We start from the raw sequence: 16,310 nt of genomic DNA, 5'->3' as shown, positions 1-16,310 counted from the left end.
GGTTCTGTCGCAAACTTTTGTGGTGGTTGAGGGCAGGCCTTTGTCTGGACACACTTATCCTGCAAGAGCGACGAACTGCTGAAAGGCGGTCTGACCGTTGGCGGCGAGCTGGCCCTTTCGGATCATGTGAGCCGTCTCGATCCCGGCCAGGGTCGCCTGGGCCGCGGCGAAGGATTTGAAGCCCATCATCGGCCGGGTGATCTTCTTGATGAAGCGGTGATCCTGTTCGATGAGGTTGTTGAGGTATTTGACCTGCAGAACCTCGATCAGCCAGAACCAGCCGCTCAGGATCAGCAGGATGTTCATGGTCTCAAGACCCGCCAGGTTCGCTCCGCTCTTGTCGATGACGACCTTGTCCGGCCAGCCGTTGGCTTCGATCGTTCGGGCGAAGAAGGCGGAAGCGGCGGCCTCGTCACGACGCTCCGAGAGCATGAAATCAAGGGTCTTGCCGTCCCGGTCGATGGCCCGGTAATGATAGGTCCACTTGCCCTTCACCTTGATATAGGTCTCGTCCATGCGCCAGGACCGGCAGGTGGCCGACTTGCGCTTCTGCGCCTCTTCGGCGACCAAGGGTGCGTATTTCACCACCCAGCGGTTCAGAGTGGAATGATCCGCCCGAACCCCGCGCTCGAGCAGGATCTCCTCGACATCGCGGTAGGAGACGGCATAGCGGACGTAGAAATACACGGCATACAGGATCACGTCCCTCGGGTAATGGCTGCCCTTGAAATCGATCATACCGCCCACGCGCTTTCCGGACCTTCACCGCGGCGGATATAGCCGCGCAGTCGACGGCGCGAAAGACACCACAAAAGTTTGCGACAGAACCTCTCGACGGACGCTGGCGGCGAGGGCCTCAATCTTCAATTCTGCCATGTCATCATCAACTTCGACATGCCGTGGAACCCGATGAGGGTCGAGCAGCGTATTGGGCGCGTGGATCGCATCGGGCAACCGCATATTGTGCGAGCCATCAATTTCGTACTCGAAGACACCGTCGAACATCGGGTTCGCGAAGTTCTCGAAACAAAGCTCGCTGTGATCGCCGAGGAATTCGGCGTGGATAAAGTTGCCGATGTGATGGATTCGGTCGAGGCGGAGCCACTGTTCGACGAGCTCTTTGTTCAGGGGATCCAAGACCCGGCATCCATCGAAACAGAATGCGATGCCGTTCTGACGCAGCTTCGATCCTCTTTGGCAGAGAACCGGAAGAATAGTGATCTGCTCGCCGACGGACATGAACTAGAAGCCGATGATGCGCGCAAGTGGCGAGACCATCCGGCACAGTTTTGGCTGGAGCGGGCAATCACAACTGGCCTCCCTGCGCGGGGGGGTGAAGCCAAGAAGGAAGGCGATACCTGGCGGATACGGTGGGCCGATGGCACAGAGTCATCTTCGGTGTGTTTTGATGCCCGCACCGCGGGAGATCGGCCCGAAGTAGAGTGGGTGACGCTGGAAGATCCAAGAGCGCAGGCTTTGATTGCCGATCTTCCGCGTTGTATCGCCGGTCAACCCGTCCCCGCTGTCCGCATTACAGGCCTGCCTGATAGTGTGAAAGGCGTTTGGTCGCTTTGGGAAGTCAGTCTGGCAGCTGACGACTTCAGCCGCCGCCGCTTCCTATCCGTTTTCGTCAATGATGAAGGGCGCGCCTTCCAACCAACGGCAAAACGCATTTGGGACGTGCTTCTGACGGAGCAGATCGAGCCGATTGCTGCGCCTCAGATCGAGGCGCCGCGCGACTGGTTCGAGAGATCGAAAGCGGCTGCGGTCACGCAAGGAGAGCGGGTGTTCTCCGATCTTGTAACAGAGCACAAGGCCCGGATCGAGGAAGAACGCGAACGCGCACTCTATGCTTTCGAAGCTCGACACCAGGCGATTGGCAGAGTGGGGCTTCAGACTGTTCGTGATTATCGACGGAAGCGGCTGCAGAAAGAACATGAAGCTCGTATGGCGCAGCTCGATGCTGCGGCATCTTACTCGCCCGATCTCAATGCCCTTCTCGTGTTGCGAATTGGCGAAACGGTGGCTGGTGCACGATGAGTATTTGGGCTGATCGTATCCTGCGGGAGTTTCCCGCAGATCTGTCTCGCTTCTGGATCGCCTTGGATCCGGATGGCCTGCTCTTGGATGAGACCATTCTGCTTGGGCTTCGCGAACGCGAATTTGAGGTTCTCCCGTTCGAAGATTCTGTTTCGTTTAGAACCGAGTATGAAGAGCGTTATCGATCCGCATGGGATGTGGGTCAGAAAGGTACCGCGAAGGCGCTCATCCTGCAGTGGCGGGGCGCGGACATCAATTCCATCCCTTGGGACTACATTAGGGCAGCACGACAAGTCAGCCTGAGCTTGGCTGCTCTTTTTCCCAATCTGAATTATGGTGTCGTCCGCAAGCTCGACTCTGAACACCATGAAGGGCTGTTCCAAGCCTACCAGAAGCATGTGACGCAGCTGCTCGGTGAGGCTGAGACCAAGAATTTTGTCCTCACGCACATCTTCAGGCTTAGCCCTTATCTGCTGAATCGACCGGAGGATTTCTGGCGAGAAGCTCTGCGGCTTCACTATCGCGGGGCTGGCCTTCCCAGCCTATTTGCAGACCATGTCGCAACCGTTCTTCGGGACTCATCTCTTGGAAGTCTTCCGATTAGTGAACTGCTCGCCTCAAAACCCTTTATGCTCCGCGCAATACAGGAATCTTGGGCGCGTTTCGTCGCAAAATATGGCGTTGAACCTGATGCCCGCGGCACGGATCAGGAGCCGGTCGAAGGTCATGCGTATGACGTGCCCTTTGATCACCCCGACGTAAGGGTGTTCATAGATACCATGTTCCTCGAGGGAGCCCTTCAGCCTATTGAGGCAAGTGTCCGTCCTGAGCACCTTCCCGATTGGATACAGGTTGGTTTGATAGATGACCCTCAGGCACTTGCGCATTTGGTGTCGGAAGGAGCGAAAAGGAACGCAGCGAGTCTACCCTCGGAGGGGGCGTCGCATCGAGATTGGGTAGAGGCGGCGCGCCGCCTTGGAGAACTCATCTACCGCTTCAACGAACTGAAAGCGGCGGACGCAGATAACCTGCAGGGGCAGCTCCAGAGTTTGCAAAGAGAGGCCGATGCTCGCCTCAAGGATTGGGTGCTTCAGCATTTCGCAGACTTGCCCTCCCTACCCGTCGCAAAAGCGCCGGTGATGGTACATCACGTGCCGCGCTATCTCGCGATGCGCAGGGGTTTTGGCGAAGATCGAATTGCTCTTCTTGTCTTTGATGGTTTGGCATTGGACCAGTGGGCCCAGATCAGGGACCACCTGTCGACCAAGCTTCCCGACTTTTCCGCCGACGAGGGCGGCTGCTTTGCGTGGCTGCCGACTCTGACGTCAATCTCTCGCCAGGCGCTCTTTTCGGGCCTCAAGCCACGGGAGTTTCAAGGCTCAATGGATTCGACGGCACAAGAGTCGTCTCTCTGGACGAAGTTCTGGCAGGAAAACGGCCTCCGGAAGCCAGAGGTCGTTTTCCAGAAGGGGCTCAAACGTTCCGACCAATTGGCTCTACTCGAGGACGTCCTTTCAAAGCCGACGACCAAGGTTGCGGGCCTTGTCGTTGATATGGTCGATGAAATTGTCCACGGAGCAATGCTTGGGAAACGCGGGATTGCTGGCCAGATTCGCGAGTGGTGCGATACTGGCTTCATTGAAAAGCTGTTTCTCATGCTTGCTCAGCACGGCTATCATATCTACCTGACTGCGGACCACGGCAATGTTGACGCCGACGGCATTGGACGGCTCAGCCAGGGCGTTGTCTCCGAGATGAAGGGTGAGCGCGTCAGGGCCTATCGCAGCGAGGACCTTGCTGCATCCGTCCCGCCCGATATCGATGCATTTCAGTTTAGCGGTCCAGGGCTTCCGTCCGACTTCTTGCCAGTTTACGCGAATCAACGCGGCGCGTTTGTGCCAAGAGGGAACAAGATCGTTGCTCATGGAGGAATGGCGTTAGAGGAACTGGTTGTGCCGTTTGTGAAGATAAGAATGAAGAAAGAAGAACATGCGACCGACAGCACCTCAGATAGGATTTGACCGCTTCATCCGCCTCGAGTGGGCGAAAAAAGCGCTGGAAGTAAGGGCCGGTCTCGCTGACATCAGCGAGCTCGATGATTTGTTGGATGAAGCCCATTCAGGGCCTGCGGCTAGGAAGAAGACCAGAACTGTACTGAACCGCCTTTGGTTAGAGCCGCGAAAGGATCTGGAGCCTTTTGCGCAACGCGGCGTGGAACTGTTCCAATCGGCACCCTCTACCTCGCCGGCGGCCCTGACATGGGGCATGGCTATCGTGACGTATCCCTTCTTTGCCAAAGTGGCCGAGATCGTTGGCAGATTGACCTCGCTTCAAGGCGACTGCACGACCGCTGAAGTGCATCGTCGGATGGCAGAAATCTATGGCGAACGTGAGGGGACCAGACGGATGACCAATATGGTCCTGCAGTCTCAGATAGACTGGGCGCTGCTTGATCGAAGCGACAATGGCAAGACGCTAACCCGGAAGAAACCCTGTGCGTTGGAGGGATCGGACCTCGTACGTTGGATGACAACCGCCGTTTTGGAAGCCGTAGGTCGTCCTGTCGGACTCGGAACGCTAGAGGCCCAACCGGTGATTTTTCCCTTTGGCCTTGGCGACAATCTTGGCTTTGTTCTCTCATCCGCGTCTGATCTTGACCTGCGCGCGGATAGTGCCGGAAACCAATCTGTCTCGCTCAGAGAATAGGCAACGCCTTTGGCGCTGCCTCACTTCTACGCCAATCATTGTAGCTGGTTCGACGCCCGTGGATTCAGCTTCAACCAGTACCTCGTATGGCGTCGATCTCCAGTTCGGCTGAGCGCACCTTTCTCGACCAGGTCCTGCAGATCGCGGGTTGCGGTTGCGCGTGAGGTTCCGGTGATCTTGAGATAGTTGTCGGCGCTGAGGCCGCCTTTGAACCCGCCGGGGCCTTCCCGAAACATTCGAGCGATGGCCTTGGCCTGGCGTTCGTTCAAGTGGTCTCTGTGGCGATCGTAGAAGTGTGCCTTGCTGATGAAGAAGCCGACGCGGTCGAGTGTTACCTGTTGGGCCTTCAAGACAACTTCTGCGAACCAGACGAGCCAATCGGTCACGTCGAGCGTTTTTTGATGCTGCTCGAGTTGATCGTAATATGCCTTGCGCTCCTTCTCGATGGTGAAGGCGAGCGAGATGAGGGTCGGCTGGCCAATGTTCTGCGCCAGCGACTTTTCAGCGAGGGCGCGACCCAGGCGACCGTTGCCGTCTTCGAATGGGTGAATGCTCTCGAAATAGAGGTGGCTTAGCCCTGCGCGCGTCAGCGCTGGAAGCGGCTCTGCTCCCCCCGGCCCGGTCTTGTTGAACCAATCCGCGTATCGCTCCATCTCAGGCATGACCCGCTCCGAGTGCGGCGCTTCGAAATGGATCGTCGGCCGGTCAAGGCGGCCGGAAACGATTTGCATCGCCTCGGCATGTTGTCGGTAGGCCCCGATGATTTCCAACCGACGGTCATGGGACAGGAGCATCCGATGCCAGCGGTACAGTGTCTCATGGGTCAGCGGCTCTGCAAAACTGGAATAGACATCGACCATCATTTCCGCGACGCCCTGTTCGCGCGGTTTGGCAGGGTAGCTGTCCGGATCGAGGCCCAGATGGCGGCGCAGCGAAGACTGGACACTGAGCCGATCGAGGATTTCACCCTCGATGGCGCTCGTCTGCATCGCTTCCTCGCTGAGCAGTTCGATGCGGAGTTGCTCGCGTTCCGGCTGGCTGACATGATGGACCGCGCCGAGGATTTCTCCGGACGACAGCAGGAACGTCTGCTCAAACGGCTCCAGAGCGGAGGCGTCATACCGGAAATCCGGCCAATCAGGCAGCGTCCAGTTCCAAGCCATGAGTTATAGACATCCTTTCTATAACTCACAACTAGACCACTTCTGAGGCATAGAAGTCAACTCTATCGCTCAAAGGACCTGCGCGATGGGGTGACCCACAAACCGACGCGAGGCCTTGAGCTATGCCTTTTCAAGGTGCGTCAGACCTTGCTGACGCGGTCTGGGGGCCTTCGGATCGGCGGGGTTTTGTTCCGGCGCTTGAAAGAATGGTTCATAGCGAACGTCCGCCATGGCGCCGTCGAACCAGGCAGGCTGCACGTCACCATTGTTCCATTGGTACAGGTAGCCAACCAGATTTTCAGATGTCTTGCAGAGGATGCGCATGATCGGTTCGCCAGTCAGGCGGGGCTTCGTGTTCATAATGCGTTCCTCCAAAATGGACCTCGTAACTCATCACCACTGAGGTCTGAAATTCTATATGACGCTCATTAGCGCCACGCTCTCCGCAACTGCAAGGCGAGCTTCCGCCGTTGGGCGAAAATCCACCGGCGAAATGCAAGTTATCTTTTCAGATAGGTCTCTTACGGTGCGTGCTGCTCATGCGGCGATGCAGCGGGAACAGCAATTTCTTCCAAGATTTTGTCGATCTCGCCCCATATGCGTGGTTCCACTTGGCCGCGGATCAGAGCCCATTTACTCAAGACGTCGAGGGGGTCGTGGTCCCGGAGGAGGACACCCAGGCTGGCCGCATCGACTGCCAGAGATGTACGGGCCTGCCACTGCGTGTTTCGAGTGCGTCGCTCCTCCGCGACTGGGGCGAAGACCGGCGATAGTTGCCAGCCTTTGACTGCACGGCGCAGGGCGGCACGCACCACATGTGCTGGCTCAACACCACAAGTCTCCAGCGCTGCTTCCTGTCGTTCGAGTGCGTTGACCCTGATGTCGATCTTCCGGGTCGGGCTCAAAGCGCGCGCCGATACGGGAGCTCTCAGGCTGGTATGCGGGTCAGAGCTTTCCGCGGTGACTTGGTGCGGCGCCACGGCACCTTCCGGGACACGCTCTGACTCGTGCGGATCAGCGTCAACGTCAGCGGCTGGGGTCCCAGTCTTTGTTGCTGTGACCTGTGCCTCTTCCTCCTTCCCGGGAACCTCGCGGTCACCCTGTTGCAGGGTGGCGGCGTAGGCTGGGTCGGGCCTAGTGATGGTCGGGATCTTCTTGCGCAATCGACTGTCCTCACGCAGCAAGAATATTGTTGAGGATGTCCGTCGCCTCCTCGAGCGCCTCGACGACATGACGTACATGTGGACGCATCAGAGGGTTTGGATCGGTTTGCTTTTCCAGCGCCAAGGCGTGGAGAAGCCCCTTCTGGTCCATCTCCTTGTAAGTGTTCCGCCGCATCATGACGGTCTCAATCACCGGAAAACGGGTGAGCGCTTCTTCAATTAGGGCGGCGTCAGCACGGGTCGTTTTCGGGTCAACCATGTTGAGGACGACGTGGTGGCGCGGCAGGCTGGAGGGGTCGTCAACACGGGATTTCAGCTTCTCAAACCAATCAGCCGTCTGCGCTCCGACATCGAAATCAGATGTCGACAGCATGACGGGCGTCACAATGTGGTCCGCAAGCACCGCGATGCCGTCTGACCATTCGGCACCGACCCCCGCGGTATCGATGAAGATGAAGTCTGCTGTGCCTGCCATGTAGACCTGATCGATCTGACCCTCGACACCCGCCACGCTTTCGACGGTGGCCGAGCAGAGAAGCGGCGAACTCAGCCCACCGGCTTCCGCCCGAGCATGCCATGCCCCGAGTACTCTCGTGCTGTCCGTGTCGATCAACATCACTCTGCGTCCGGCGGCGATCGCGGCGCTGATCAAGGCGCGCGAAAGCGTCGTTTTTCCACTGCCCCCTTTCCGGGCCATCGCTGCGATCACCACAAGATTTTCGTTCGGCATTCTGATCCTCCGCAAAAATAGTGAATCGCAACGATAATGCTAAAGTGTCGCTAAACGCATGAGGCGGAGGGGTCAAGCAGAAGTCGGGATGCGACCCGCGCCTGGCATGCTGCGGGCGGCGTTTTGCGATGACCGTGCGACGTCTGCCGTGGTGCCTTCAGCATTCGTCGCGGGGCACCACACACCCTCCAAATGTCGGGATGCGTTTGGCGATGTGCTGCGGACGGAATGCAGGTGACGGATAGCGCGCTCCAGACGACGGGAGGCAGTCTCGCGTATGTCGTTCTGCGGGTGACGCGAGACGGTTAGCACGCGGCAAAACCCGTCTTGCGGGGTGCAAGAGACGGGGCGCGAAAGACGCGATGCGCGATGCGGGGACCGCATCGCGTGGTGCCATGAGCGCGAAGCGCGATCCATTTGACAAAGGACGGGAAATCGCCCCTGCAGGGCGATTTTCTACATTGAGTACAAGCCCTTATAGCCGACTCCACTTGCGTTGGGAGTCGGCGGGCTTGTACGAAGTTGGCAAGAAATAGGAACGTTAACTTCAAAATGCCCCGCCGCCGCAGACTGTCAGAGATCGAGCGATCGACCATCGCCCAGGAGCGCCGGAACGGCGTCTCCGCGGCGTCGTTGGCCGCGCGCTACGATGTCAGCCTGAAGACGATCTACAACGTGGTGAACCACCGGGATGAGCGTCAGACAGCCAACGGCAGCCGATCGCGGGTTGTGGGGATCCGGGTCTCGGACGACGACCTGCGCCGGTTCGACGCGGCGCTGTCGCGGCGCGGGATTGCGCACCGCTCGGATGCCATGCGCCGCCTGATGCTGGCGGCCGAAGGTGTCTTCCTGCCCGACGACGAGATGTGTGACGAGTTGCGCAGCCTCGGCGCCGCGCTCAACCGGGTCGGCAACAACGTGAACCAGATCGCGCGACGTCTGAACGAGGCCAAGGTGCGGGGCGAGAGACTGTCCTACCCGGCCTCAAGTCACCGTGACGTCCGCGCCCTTGCGGGTCTGGTCTTCGATCTGGCCGACCAGGTCCGGGAGATGTCGCGTGCGCGGCGCAGCCTGCTGGACCTTGAGATCAGCTCTGCCCTGGCGGGCCTCGCCGAGAGGGATGAGAATGGCGCGGAGTGACCGGGTCCGTGGCATCGACTCGGCGCTGTTTGACCGCGGCTGGAGCCGGGTTTCGGGATCCTGGCAGGGGCTTTCCAAGGGCGCGCAGATGGTTCGGGCCGCGCGCGGCTATTCGCCAGCGATCTTCAAGGCTATCTCGAAAGGGGGCTGCCACACCGGGGCGCAGCTACGGGCGCAGCTCACATATCTCACGACGAAGTCGACCCATATCCTCGACAGTCGCGGCACCCATGACGGGAAGAAGCAGCTCTCGGAAGCCGAGATCAACCGAGTGGCGCGGCGGTTCGAGAACCAGTGGAACGAGCGCTACAGCCCCAAGCTTGGCCATACGTCGCATCTGCTGATGGCATTCCCGGTTGGAACCAGCGGCGAGGAGGTGCGCGATATCACCCAGGCGGTCTGCGAGAAGTTCTTTCAAGGTGAGGGGTCGCAATTCGACTATATTGCTGCAATACACCAAGATCGCGCGCATCCACATGCGCATATCGTTCTGAACCGCCGCAGCAAGGATGGCGAAATGTTCTTTCTCGGGAAGGATCATCACTTCAACTACGACGCCTTTCGCGAGGCGATGGTCGAGGCGGCCCAAGTTCATGGGATCCGCCTTGAGGCGACGCGGCGTCTGGATCGCGGCGTCACGACCTACCGCGCCGAGATTGATGAAATCTACAAGGCCCGCGACGAAGGTCGTCCCCCAGTCGAGCGCCAGAGAACCGGTGCTGACTTGGCGGCCGCACTGGAAACCGTCCGGCACAACGCTTTGATCTATCGCGGGCTCGCGGCGGAGGCGTCCCGTTCGAATTTCGAAGACGTGTCCGAGGCGCTCGAGAGGGCCAGCACCATCCTTGCCAGTGGCGGTCAGATTCAATCTGACGGAGCCATCTACATGTCCCAAGACGAAGCAGCGTTCGACACGCTGATCTCCGAGTTTTCTCAGAACATTCGCCAGATCGAGGCGGCGATCGACAGGGCGCCGGCGGCCGAGAGGCCGGTGATCGAGCGCAAGCTGACCGACGTTCTGGCCTCGGTCGCGCATTTGAACCCGCTCGGGGATCGCTCCGCCGCCCTGGTCGATGCCCCATCCAGGGACGGCATCTATGCAAGGCCGAACTTAAGTGAAGAACACCTCGCGCGTCTTGACGATGGAGAGGTGGCAACAAAGCTGGCCGAGGCGTTGCAAGGCACGGGCATCGATGCCGAGGCTGTGGCCGCGCGCCTGCGGGAGGGGGCAGGCAATGCCGCATTGGAGCGCCAGTGGCTGGCACAGGATCTGCAGGGGATTGCCAAAGCAAGCGATCTCGATCTGGAGAAATCTGCGGACCGGGAAGAAGCGCTCGACCGGCTGGAAGCCGTGCATGTTCGGTTGGGCGATGTCCTGACCGACGTACGCGTCCTTCGCGCGCCAACCGAGATCGACGAGGTGGACAACGCTGAGCCAGCGCTCGGCGAGCGGTTGGCGGCATCAGGGGGTGATCTCGAGAAGGACGGGCCCGAAATCTTTGCCCCATCGGAGCGGCAGGCGTTCAGGGCGCTGGTGGCGCAGTTCCGTCGGACGGATTTCGATCATCCGTTCTCCGACGACCCGTCTGTAAGGCGGGCCGGCGCCGTGGAGGTTGAAGAGGCCCGCGTCGCGTTCGACGCCTATGCGCAGAGATCTCCGCAACATGCCGAATTGGCCTCGATGGCTTGGGAACAGATGACTGACAGTCGAATGCCGCCGCAATATGCGGTATCGGAGCAGGACCGCACGCTTCATGCTGGCGACATGGACCTCGCCTTGCGGGATCCTTCGGATCATCTCGGTCCGATCACCGAAGAGCTCCGCATCCTCGCCCGTTATCGCACGGAGATGCCGGATGACGAGTTCGGGCAGGCCGTCCAGGACGAAATCAATCACCTTCGTTCGCTCGGCGCGTCGCGTGCCTATATCAGCGAACGCAGTTTCGAGATCGAGGACCAGGCGCGACAGGACTACGCCGAGCGCCGGTATCTGGAGGAGACAGCGCCAACCGTCATGGCCTTTGTGCGAAACGCCGACGTCGAGGGCCCACTCTCCGAGTCAGAGCAGCAGGACATCGTGCAGCAGATAAACGAGCGACTAAGCCCTGACGCAATCGACGCGCTGCGGGCGGGAAATGCGGACGTCCTGGACAAGTTTACCGAGGATCCGCAGCGCCAGCTGGAACTCGCCAAGACCTATCTTCAAAGCAGTGAGGTCACCGCGCATGGCCCGGCCATGGAGCGCGTTCTCGATGCTCTGGCCGAAGAGCAGATCGAGGCGCAGCGCGCGCGCCACGCCGCGGCACATGGTGAGAAGGGGATCACCCATGGATAAAGGCAAGATTGCCCTAGGAGTTTTGAGCCTCGTGCTGGTCGGTCTCGCCATGGGCTATGTCGTGGCGACCGGCTTTGTCATGTTCCGCTATGGGCTTTCTCCCACGCGTTTCGACGTCACCCTGCTTGCCCGCGAATATCGGGGTCTGTCTCAGTCTGCACCGAAAGACTTCCTTTGGGTGAACCTCATCTTGGGCGGCTTCGGCCTGGCATCGCTGATGCTGAGCGTCACGCTTCTGGGGGATGCATTGACCCGCTTCGGGACGACGCATTGGCAGACTCGCAGCGAGATGAAGAGGAACGGTTTCTTTGCCAAGCCTGGCGGCGGCTTCCTTCTGGGCAAGCTCGGCTCCCCGAAATCCAAGCGCCCGTTCCTAGTCTCAAAAACCTTCCCCCACGCGCTGATCGTGGCGCCGACAGGCCGGGGCAAGGGCGTGGGGTTCGTGATCCCGAACCTGCTGACCTACAAGGGCTCCGCGGTGGTGCTCGACGTGAAAGGCGAGAACTTCCGCGAGACCTCGCGCTTCCGAGCCAGCATGGGGGACAAGGTTTTCCGCTTCGCGCCGACCGACTGGGACCGACCGACACATCGCTATAATCCGCTGGCGCGCATTGCTGCCATGACCAACCCCGACCGGCAGCAGATGGAGCTGAAACTCACCGCTAAGCTCTTCCTGCAGACCGACAATGAAAAGCTGAGCGGGCTTCTGGCAGGCGGTATCGACTTGTTCGTGGCGGCCGGTCTTCTGGCCTTCGAGCGCGGCGTGCCGACCATCGGCGAGATCTACCGCATCACAGCCTCGGGGGGCGACAAGCAGAAGGAATACCTGAAGCGTACGCAGGAGGTGAAGAACAAGTCGGCCAAGCTGATCTTCGAGCGCATGGCTTCGACCAACAACGACACCCTCACTTCCTACCTCTCCCTCCTGATGACATCGGGTCTCGACACCTGGGACAACCGCGCGATCGACGCGGCCACCGCGACCTCTGACTTCTCATTCCGGGATATCCGCCGCCGCCCACATGCGATCTATCTTGTGGTTGAATCCGAGATGATCCGCCCGCTGGCTCCGCTGATCCGCCTCTTCTTCTCGGACCTGATCGCCTCGCTGCAGGCTCAGGAACCTGGAGACGACGAGCCTTGGCCGGCCATGATCATGCTCGACGAGTTCGACCGGCTGGGGAAAATGCCGATCGTCGCCGAAAGCATCAAGACGCTGCGCTCCTTCGGCGGCAACCTCGCCATCGTGACCCAGACCATCCCCGCGCTGGACGAGATCTATGGTGAGAACACCCGCAGGTCGCTTCAGGGTGGCGCCGGGGTAAAGCTCTACCTTACCCCGTCCGAGCAGAAGACCATCGAGGAATTGAGCCAGGCTGTCGGCAAGACGACCAAGCGCGTGGTGACCCGCTCCCGTGCTGTTGGACGCAATCCATTCGAAGGGCGCAGCGTCTCGGAAAGGACAGAAGATACCCCGCTTCTGACCGAGGATGAGGCCCGGCGCATGGACCTAGACGAGGTCATCCTTGTGATCGACGCGCAGATGCCGATCCGGGCAAGAAGGGTGAAGTATTTCGAGGACCCGGTGTTGAAGGTTCTGCACGCCGGTCAATCGGGAAGCTTCCCGTATCCGGATGAGGAAGGCCTTCGGCGGGACCGACAGATGTCCGAGACTCGCGAGACGGTCGAGAAGCTGAAGCAGGAATTGCAGGAGGTTCGGGCGGCTGCGGGACCGCGGGAAGTCGACCCGAATGCGCCTAACGCGGCGAAAACTGACCCTGTCAGCGCAGCGAAGGTTCGAGGCCGCGCGGCTCGTGCTGCTGGAAGCGGAGGTGGCCAGGGACAGCTGTCGCTCGATCTCGCAGGAATGGGTCTCAACCATGCAGGCAGATCAGAACTGGCAGCGGCAGTGCAAACGACGCGGGCGATCATTGAAGCGCATGGATGACTAATGGCCGCCGCCTCTCTGGCGGTATTATGCTGGCTCCCAGAGACGTGCACACGGATCGCACATCGCCGTCACAGGGCGTTGCGAAGTCGGTCCAATCTGCCCGAAAAATCCGAGGTTTCCCTGCAACAACGATTTGCTTGGCGACCGCAGGACGGGATGGACCCGATATCCAACCAACTCCACGTTAAACTATTGTTTCTGAATCGCTTCCCAAAACGCTCCGCCCACCACTGACGTTGCGACCATGCCCCGCATCAGCTCTACTTGGAGCATCTAGTTTCCCTGTGACATGCTTTCTTGATAGTTCCGCTCGCCCTCTGGCCATGTGCTCTTGATGTAGGCTAGCACCGCGCGGATTTCCGCGTCGCTCAGAACGCCTCCGAACCCCGGCATGTCGCTCTCGTAGCCGCCGCCGACGATCGCGGCCGTGCCTTCCTTTACGATGCGGAACAACACATCGTCGGGATGGTGCCAGGTGTGACCGCTGGCGTCATGGGGAGGCGGCGGCAACCGGCCCGAGGGAAGCGGCGAGCGCCAATCAGGTTGGCCTTCGAGATCCGTTCCGTGGCATGCGGCGCATTGATCGGAATAGATCTGCCGTCCTTGCGAGACGACCTCTACCGAGGCGATACCGCTGGTTGAAGCACTGCGATAGTGCCAGCCCGCAATCACAATGCCGCCAGCGGTCACACCTGCCACCGCTATTCGGACGCCTCTTCTCAAGTGTTCGGTCCCGATCGCTTTAGTAATTTATCGCCTTCACGCTGAGGCCGAATCAGCCAGAGACCTATCGCCGGCGGCAATGGACATTTTTGCGAGCAATGTCTATCTTTCTGGCATGTTCGCCCGAGTCCTCTCCATACTTGCCATAATCTCGATCGCCGTGGTTACGACGATCGGCGCAGCCCATGCTACGCGAATGGGCGGTATGCAGCTGGACCATACGGATCATCTTGGTGCGATGATGCACGCGTCCGGCGACGCTCATCCATCCTGTGACGGCAACCAGCATTGTGGAGCGACCGACGCCTCCATTTGCGAGTTTGTTTGTACAGGTCTGTCGGTTTTCCTGGCGATGCCGGGGGTGGAGACCGGACACGCCTTCGAGCCCGCGGACCACGACTCTCCCGCCGGGGCCGTCCACGTCAGCCATATGCCAGGACTGAACGAACGACCTCCCAAGCTCCGTCTCCTCTGATAGCGCCCGGGCCGACGCCCGCGGCGTCCCCATAGGCATTTTTGTACGGGACGGAATGTCCCGAGGAGACGACCATGAACACCCTTTCACGACGCGGTTTTCTTGCCGCAAGCGCGGCCGCCGTTGCAGTTGCGCACATGCCCCGGTTTGCCCTTGCGCAAACCCCTGACTCACTTCGCCTAGCCGCGGCCACGCGCACGCTCGACATCGACGGACGCGCGGCTTCAGTCTTCGGCCTTGCCGGTTCCGGCGGCCAGGGACTGGTGCTCGATCCCGGACAGCGGTTCCGGGTCGATCTGACCAACGATCTCGACATCGGCACGATCATACACTGGCATGGGCAGATCCCGCCCAACGCGCAGGACGGCGTGCCCGACATGCCGATGCCCCTGCTCGCGCCGGGCGAGACCCGATCCTACGACTTCGAGGCGCGGCCCGGCACGCACTGGATGCACAGCCATGTGCCAACCCAGGAGATGCAGCTGCTCGCCGCGCCGCTGATCGTGCGCTCGGCCGAGGATGTCGCCGCCGACCGGCAGGAGGTCGTGATGTTCCTGCACGACTTCTCGTTCAAGTCCCCGGAAGAGGTTCTGGCCGAGATAAGCGGCGGTCACGCGGGCGGCGGCCACGGCGCACACGCGCATCACGGCGGTGCTCAACCCATGCAGGGGACGCCCATGGGCGGCATGGGCGCCATGCCGGGCATGGATCACGGCGCGATGGGCGGCATGCCAATGGACCAGATGCCGGGTATGGGCGGGATGATGGGCATGGGCGGCCAGATGGGCGGCATGGCCATGGACCTGAACGACTACGACTGGGACGCCTATCTCGCCAACGATCGCACGCTATCTGACCCCGACGTGGTGCAGGTCGAGCGCGGCGGTCGCATCCGGCTCCGCGTCATCAACGCCGCGGCGGCCACGGTGTTCTGGATCGATACCGGGGCGGCCGGGGCGCGCCTCGTCGCGGCGGACGGTCACGCGGTGCAGCCGCTTTCCGGCAACCGTTTCGGGCTCGCCATGGGACAGAGGCTCGATCTCGAGATCGACCTGCCGAACGAAAACGGAGCCTGGCCGATCCTCGCGCTGCGCGAGGGGGCGAGGGAGCGCACCGGTCTGATCCTCGCCACGCCCGGTGCCGAGGTGCGGCGCGTCGATGCCGTGGCGGAGGCTGAAGCGCCCGCGTTCGACACCGATCTTGCGCAGGAAGCACGGCTGATCGCGGTGGACGCCCTGCCGGAGCGCCCCGTGGATCGCAGCCAGATGCTGATGCTGGGCGGCTCGATGCAGCCCTATGTCTGGACGATCAACGGCGCCGTCTGGGGCCAGCACCAGCCGGTCACGGCGCGCAGAGGCGAGCGGGTTGTGCTCTCCTTTCACAACATGTCGATGATGGGGCACCCGATGCATCTGCACGGCCACGTGTTCCAGGTCGTCGGGTTGAACGGACGCCGCGTGGCAGGCGCCTTGCGCGACACGGTCTACGTGCCGCCGATGTCGATGGTGGACGTGGCGCTGGACGCGGGCGAAGCCGCGCGCTGGATGCTCCATTGCCATCACATGCCGCACCTGGCGACCGGCATGATGACCGAGTTCGCGGTATCGGCTTCGGTCTGACCGCAGGCGGGGCGTTCGCTTCGAGCGCCCCGACGTCCCGATCGCTGCGGTTTCGCTCCACCACCTTCTCGCGAGATCCGCAGAGACGGGCCTCTCGCAGCCCGGAAAACAGGAGGACGACATGATGAACTGGAACGACATGGGCACCGGTATGGGTTGGGGTATGGGGTTTGGCTGGCTGTTCGGCCTGCTGATCCTTGTGCTGCTGGTTTTGGCCATAGCAGCGCTGATCAAGTATCTTCGGAAATAGGAGAAAGGATTTCGC

General features: G+C 60.7%; 15 protein-coding genes. 9 read left to right on the top strand and 6 right to left on the bottom strand.

What is annotated here, in order from left to right; all coding sequences use genetic code 11:
- Nucleotides 1–54: 54 nt before the first annotated feature.
- Nucleotides 55–738: an IS6 family transposase gene (locus ACP15W_RS20445; RefSeq protein ID WP_424934706.1), complete on the bottom strand. Its 684-nt coding sequence runs from the start codon at nucleotides 736–738 to the stop codon at nucleotides 55–57.
- 78 nt (nucleotides 739–816) lie between these two features.
- Here ACP15W_RS20445 and ACP15W_RS20440 point away from each other — a divergent pair, with 78 nt between their 5' ends.
- From ACP15W_RS20440 to ACP15W_RS20430, 3 genes are read left to right on the top strand one after another with little or no spacing between them, the layout of a single operon-like run.
- Nucleotides 817–2,040 carry a helicase-related protein gene (locus ACP15W_RS20440; RefSeq protein ID WP_424934734.1) on the top strand — a complete coding sequence of 408 codons (1,224 nt, stop codon included), beginning with the start codon at nucleotides 817–819 and terminating at the stop codon, nucleotides 2,038–2,040.
- Entirely contained in the window at nucleotides 2,037–4,061 is a 2,025-nt protein-coding gene (pglZ, locus tag ACP15W_RS20435; RefSeq protein ID WP_424934733.1) for a BREX-3 system phosphatase PglZ, read from the top strand. Before ACP15W_RS20440 ends, pglZ begins: the two co-directional genes overlap by 4 nt.
- Nucleotides 4,030–4,746, top strand: coding sequence for a hypothetical protein (locus tag ACP15W_RS20430; protein WP_424934732.1), 717 nt, complete (start codon nucleotides 4,030–4,032; stop codon nucleotides 4,744–4,746). The genes pglZ and ACP15W_RS20430 overlap by 32 nt, the downstream gene beginning before the upstream one ends.
- A 35-nt stretch (nucleotides 4,747–4,781) precedes the next feature.
- On the opposite strand, the gene ACP15W_RS20425 is transcribed toward ACP15W_RS20430, so the two are convergent.
- The 4 genes from ACP15W_RS20425 to ACP15W_RS20410 form a co-directional block, all read right to left on the bottom strand.
- On the bottom strand, nucleotides 4,782–5,909 hold the full coding sequence (locus ACP15W_RS20425) for a Fic family protein (RefSeq protein WP_424934731.1): 1,128 nt from the start codon (nucleotides 5,907–5,909) through the stop codon (nucleotides 4,782–4,784).
- 120 nt (nucleotides 5,910–6,029) lie between these two features.
- Complete coding sequence (locus tag ACP15W_RS20420) at nucleotides 6,030–6,269, bottom strand: hypothetical protein (RefSeq protein WP_074646433.1); 240 nt, start codon at nucleotides 6,267–6,269, stop codon at nucleotides 6,030–6,032.
- A gap of 161 nt (nucleotides 6,270–6,430) precedes the next feature.
- The gene (locus ACP15W_RS20415; protein ID WP_424934730.1) at nucleotides 6,431–7,072 is read right to left on the bottom strand and encodes a hypothetical protein; all 642 of its coding nucleotides are present in this window, start codon (nucleotides 7,070–7,072) and stop codon (nucleotides 6,431–6,433) included.
- A gap of 10 nt (nucleotides 7,073–7,082) precedes the next feature.
- Nucleotides 7,083–7,802 carry a ParA family protein gene (locus tag ACP15W_RS20410; protein WP_424934729.1) on the bottom strand — a complete coding sequence of 240 codons (720 nt, stop codon included), beginning with the start codon at nucleotides 7,800–7,802 and terminating at the stop codon, nucleotides 7,083–7,085.
- Nucleotides 7,803–8,354: 552 nt separating this feature from the next.
- Between ACP15W_RS20410 and mobC the strand changes: the two genes are divergently transcribed.
- The 3 genes from mobC to ACP15W_RS20395 are packed head-to-tail and all read left to right on the top strand — an operon-like array spanning nucleotide 8,355 to nucleotide 13,225.
- The gene (mobC, locus tag ACP15W_RS20405) at nucleotides 8,355–8,942 is read left to right on the top strand and encodes a plasmid mobilization relaxosome protein MobC (protein ID WP_424934728.1); all 588 of its coding nucleotides are present in this window, start codon (nucleotides 8,355–8,357) and stop codon (nucleotides 8,940–8,942) included.
- A complete protein-coding gene (locus ACP15W_RS20400; protein ID WP_424934727.1) occupies nucleotides 8,929–11,277 on the top strand; it encodes a relaxase/mobilization nuclease domain-containing protein in 2,349 nt (782 codons plus the stop codon). The genes mobC and ACP15W_RS20400 overlap by 14 nt, the downstream gene beginning before the upstream one ends.
- Nucleotides 11,270–13,225: a type IV secretory system conjugative DNA transfer family protein gene (locus ACP15W_RS20395; RefSeq protein WP_424934726.1), complete on the top strand. Its 1,956-nt coding sequence runs from the start codon at nucleotides 11,270–11,272 to the stop codon at nucleotides 13,223–13,225. Before ACP15W_RS20400 ends, ACP15W_RS20395 begins: the two co-directional genes overlap by 8 nt.
- Before the next feature lie 276 nt (nucleotides 13,226–13,501).
- Here ACP15W_RS20395 and ACP15W_RS20390 read toward each other — a convergent pair whose 3' ends face one another.
- Nucleotides 13,502–13,858, bottom strand: a complete 357-nt coding sequence (locus ACP15W_RS20390; protein ID WP_224953406.1) for a c-type cytochrome — start codon at nucleotides 13,856–13,858, stop codon at nucleotides 13,502–13,504.
- A gap of 172 nt (nucleotides 13,859–14,030) precedes the next feature.
- On the opposite strand from ACP15W_RS20390, the gene ACP15W_RS20385 reads away from it, so the two are divergent.
- The 3 genes from ACP15W_RS20385 to ACP15W_RS20375 all read left to right on the top strand — a co-directional run bounded on the left by ACP15W_RS20385 (nucleotide 14,031) and on the right by ACP15W_RS20375 (nucleotide 16,295).
- Entirely contained in the window at nucleotides 14,031–14,426 is a 396-nt protein-coding gene (locus tag ACP15W_RS20385; protein WP_010141886.1) for a hypothetical protein, read from the top strand.
- Nucleotides 14,427–14,500: 74 nt separating this feature from the next.
- Nucleotides 14,501–16,045 carry a multicopper oxidase family protein gene (locus ACP15W_RS20380; protein ID WP_089849739.1) on the top strand — a complete coding sequence of 515 codons (1,545 nt, stop codon included), beginning with the start codon at nucleotides 14,501–14,503 and terminating at the stop codon, nucleotides 16,043–16,045.
- 121 nt (nucleotides 16,046–16,166) lie between these two features.
- Entirely contained in the window at nucleotides 16,167–16,295 is a 129-nt protein-coding gene (locus ACP15W_RS20375) for a hypothetical protein (protein ID WP_018001747.1), read from the top strand.
- Nucleotides 16,296–16,310 lie beyond the last annotated feature (15 nt).

It is taken from the genome of Amaricoccus macauensis, from assembly GCF_049800915.1.
In the GTDB taxonomy this organism is placed as follows: domain Bacteria; phylum Pseudomonadota; class Alphaproteobacteria; order Rhodobacterales; family Rhodobacteraceae; genus Amaricoccus; species Amaricoccus macauensis_A.
The sequence above is the reverse complement of the archived record's forward strand: the minus strand, read 5'-3'. Positions and strand labels throughout refer to the sequence as shown.

Coding starts and splice junctions, on each gene's coding strand:
- ACP15W_RS20445 (WP_424934706.1), bottom strand. CDS start 738: ATGATCGATTTCAAGGGCAGCCATTACCCGAGGGACGTGATCCTGTAT.
- pglZ (WP_424934733.1), top strand. CDS start 2,037: ATGAGTATTTGGGCTGATCGTATCCTGCGGGAGTTTCCCGCAGATCTG.
- ACP15W_RS20430 (WP_424934732.1), top strand. CDS start 4,030: ATGCGACCGACAGCACCTCAGATAGGATTTGACCGCTTCATCCGCCTC.
- ACP15W_RS20425 (WP_424934731.1), bottom strand. CDS start 5,909: ATGGCTTGGAACTGGACGCTGCCTGATTGGCCGGATTTCCGGTATGAC.
- ACP15W_RS20420 (WP_074646433.1), bottom strand. CDS start 6,269: ATGAACACGAAGCCCCGCCTGACTGGCGAACCGATCATGCGCATCCTC.
- ACP15W_RS20410 (WP_424934729.1), bottom strand. CDS start 7,802: ATGCCGAACGAAAATCTTGTGGTGATCGCAGCGATGGCCCGGAAAGGG.
- mobC (WP_424934728.1), top strand. CDS start 8,355: ATGCCCCGCCGCCGCAGACTGTCAGAGATCGAGCGATCGACCATCGCC.
- ACP15W_RS20400 (WP_424934727.1), top strand. CDS start 8,929: ATGGCGCGGAGTGACCGGGTCCGTGGCATCGACTCGGCGCTGTTTGAC.
- ACP15W_RS20395 (WP_424934726.1), top strand. CDS start 11,270: ATGGATAAAGGCAAGATTGCCCTAGGAGTTTTGAGCCTCGTGCTGGTC.
- ACP15W_RS20385 (WP_010141886.1), top strand. CDS start 14,031: ATGGACATTTTTGCGAGCAATGTCTATCTTTCTGGCATGTTCGCCCGA.
- ACP15W_RS20380 (WP_089849739.1), top strand. CDS start 14,501: ATGAACACCCTTTCACGACGCGGTTTTCTTGCCGCAAGCGCGGCCGCC.
- ACP15W_RS20375 (WP_018001747.1), top strand. CDS start 16,167: ATGATGAACTGGAACGACATGGGCACCGGTATGGGTTGGGGTATGGGG.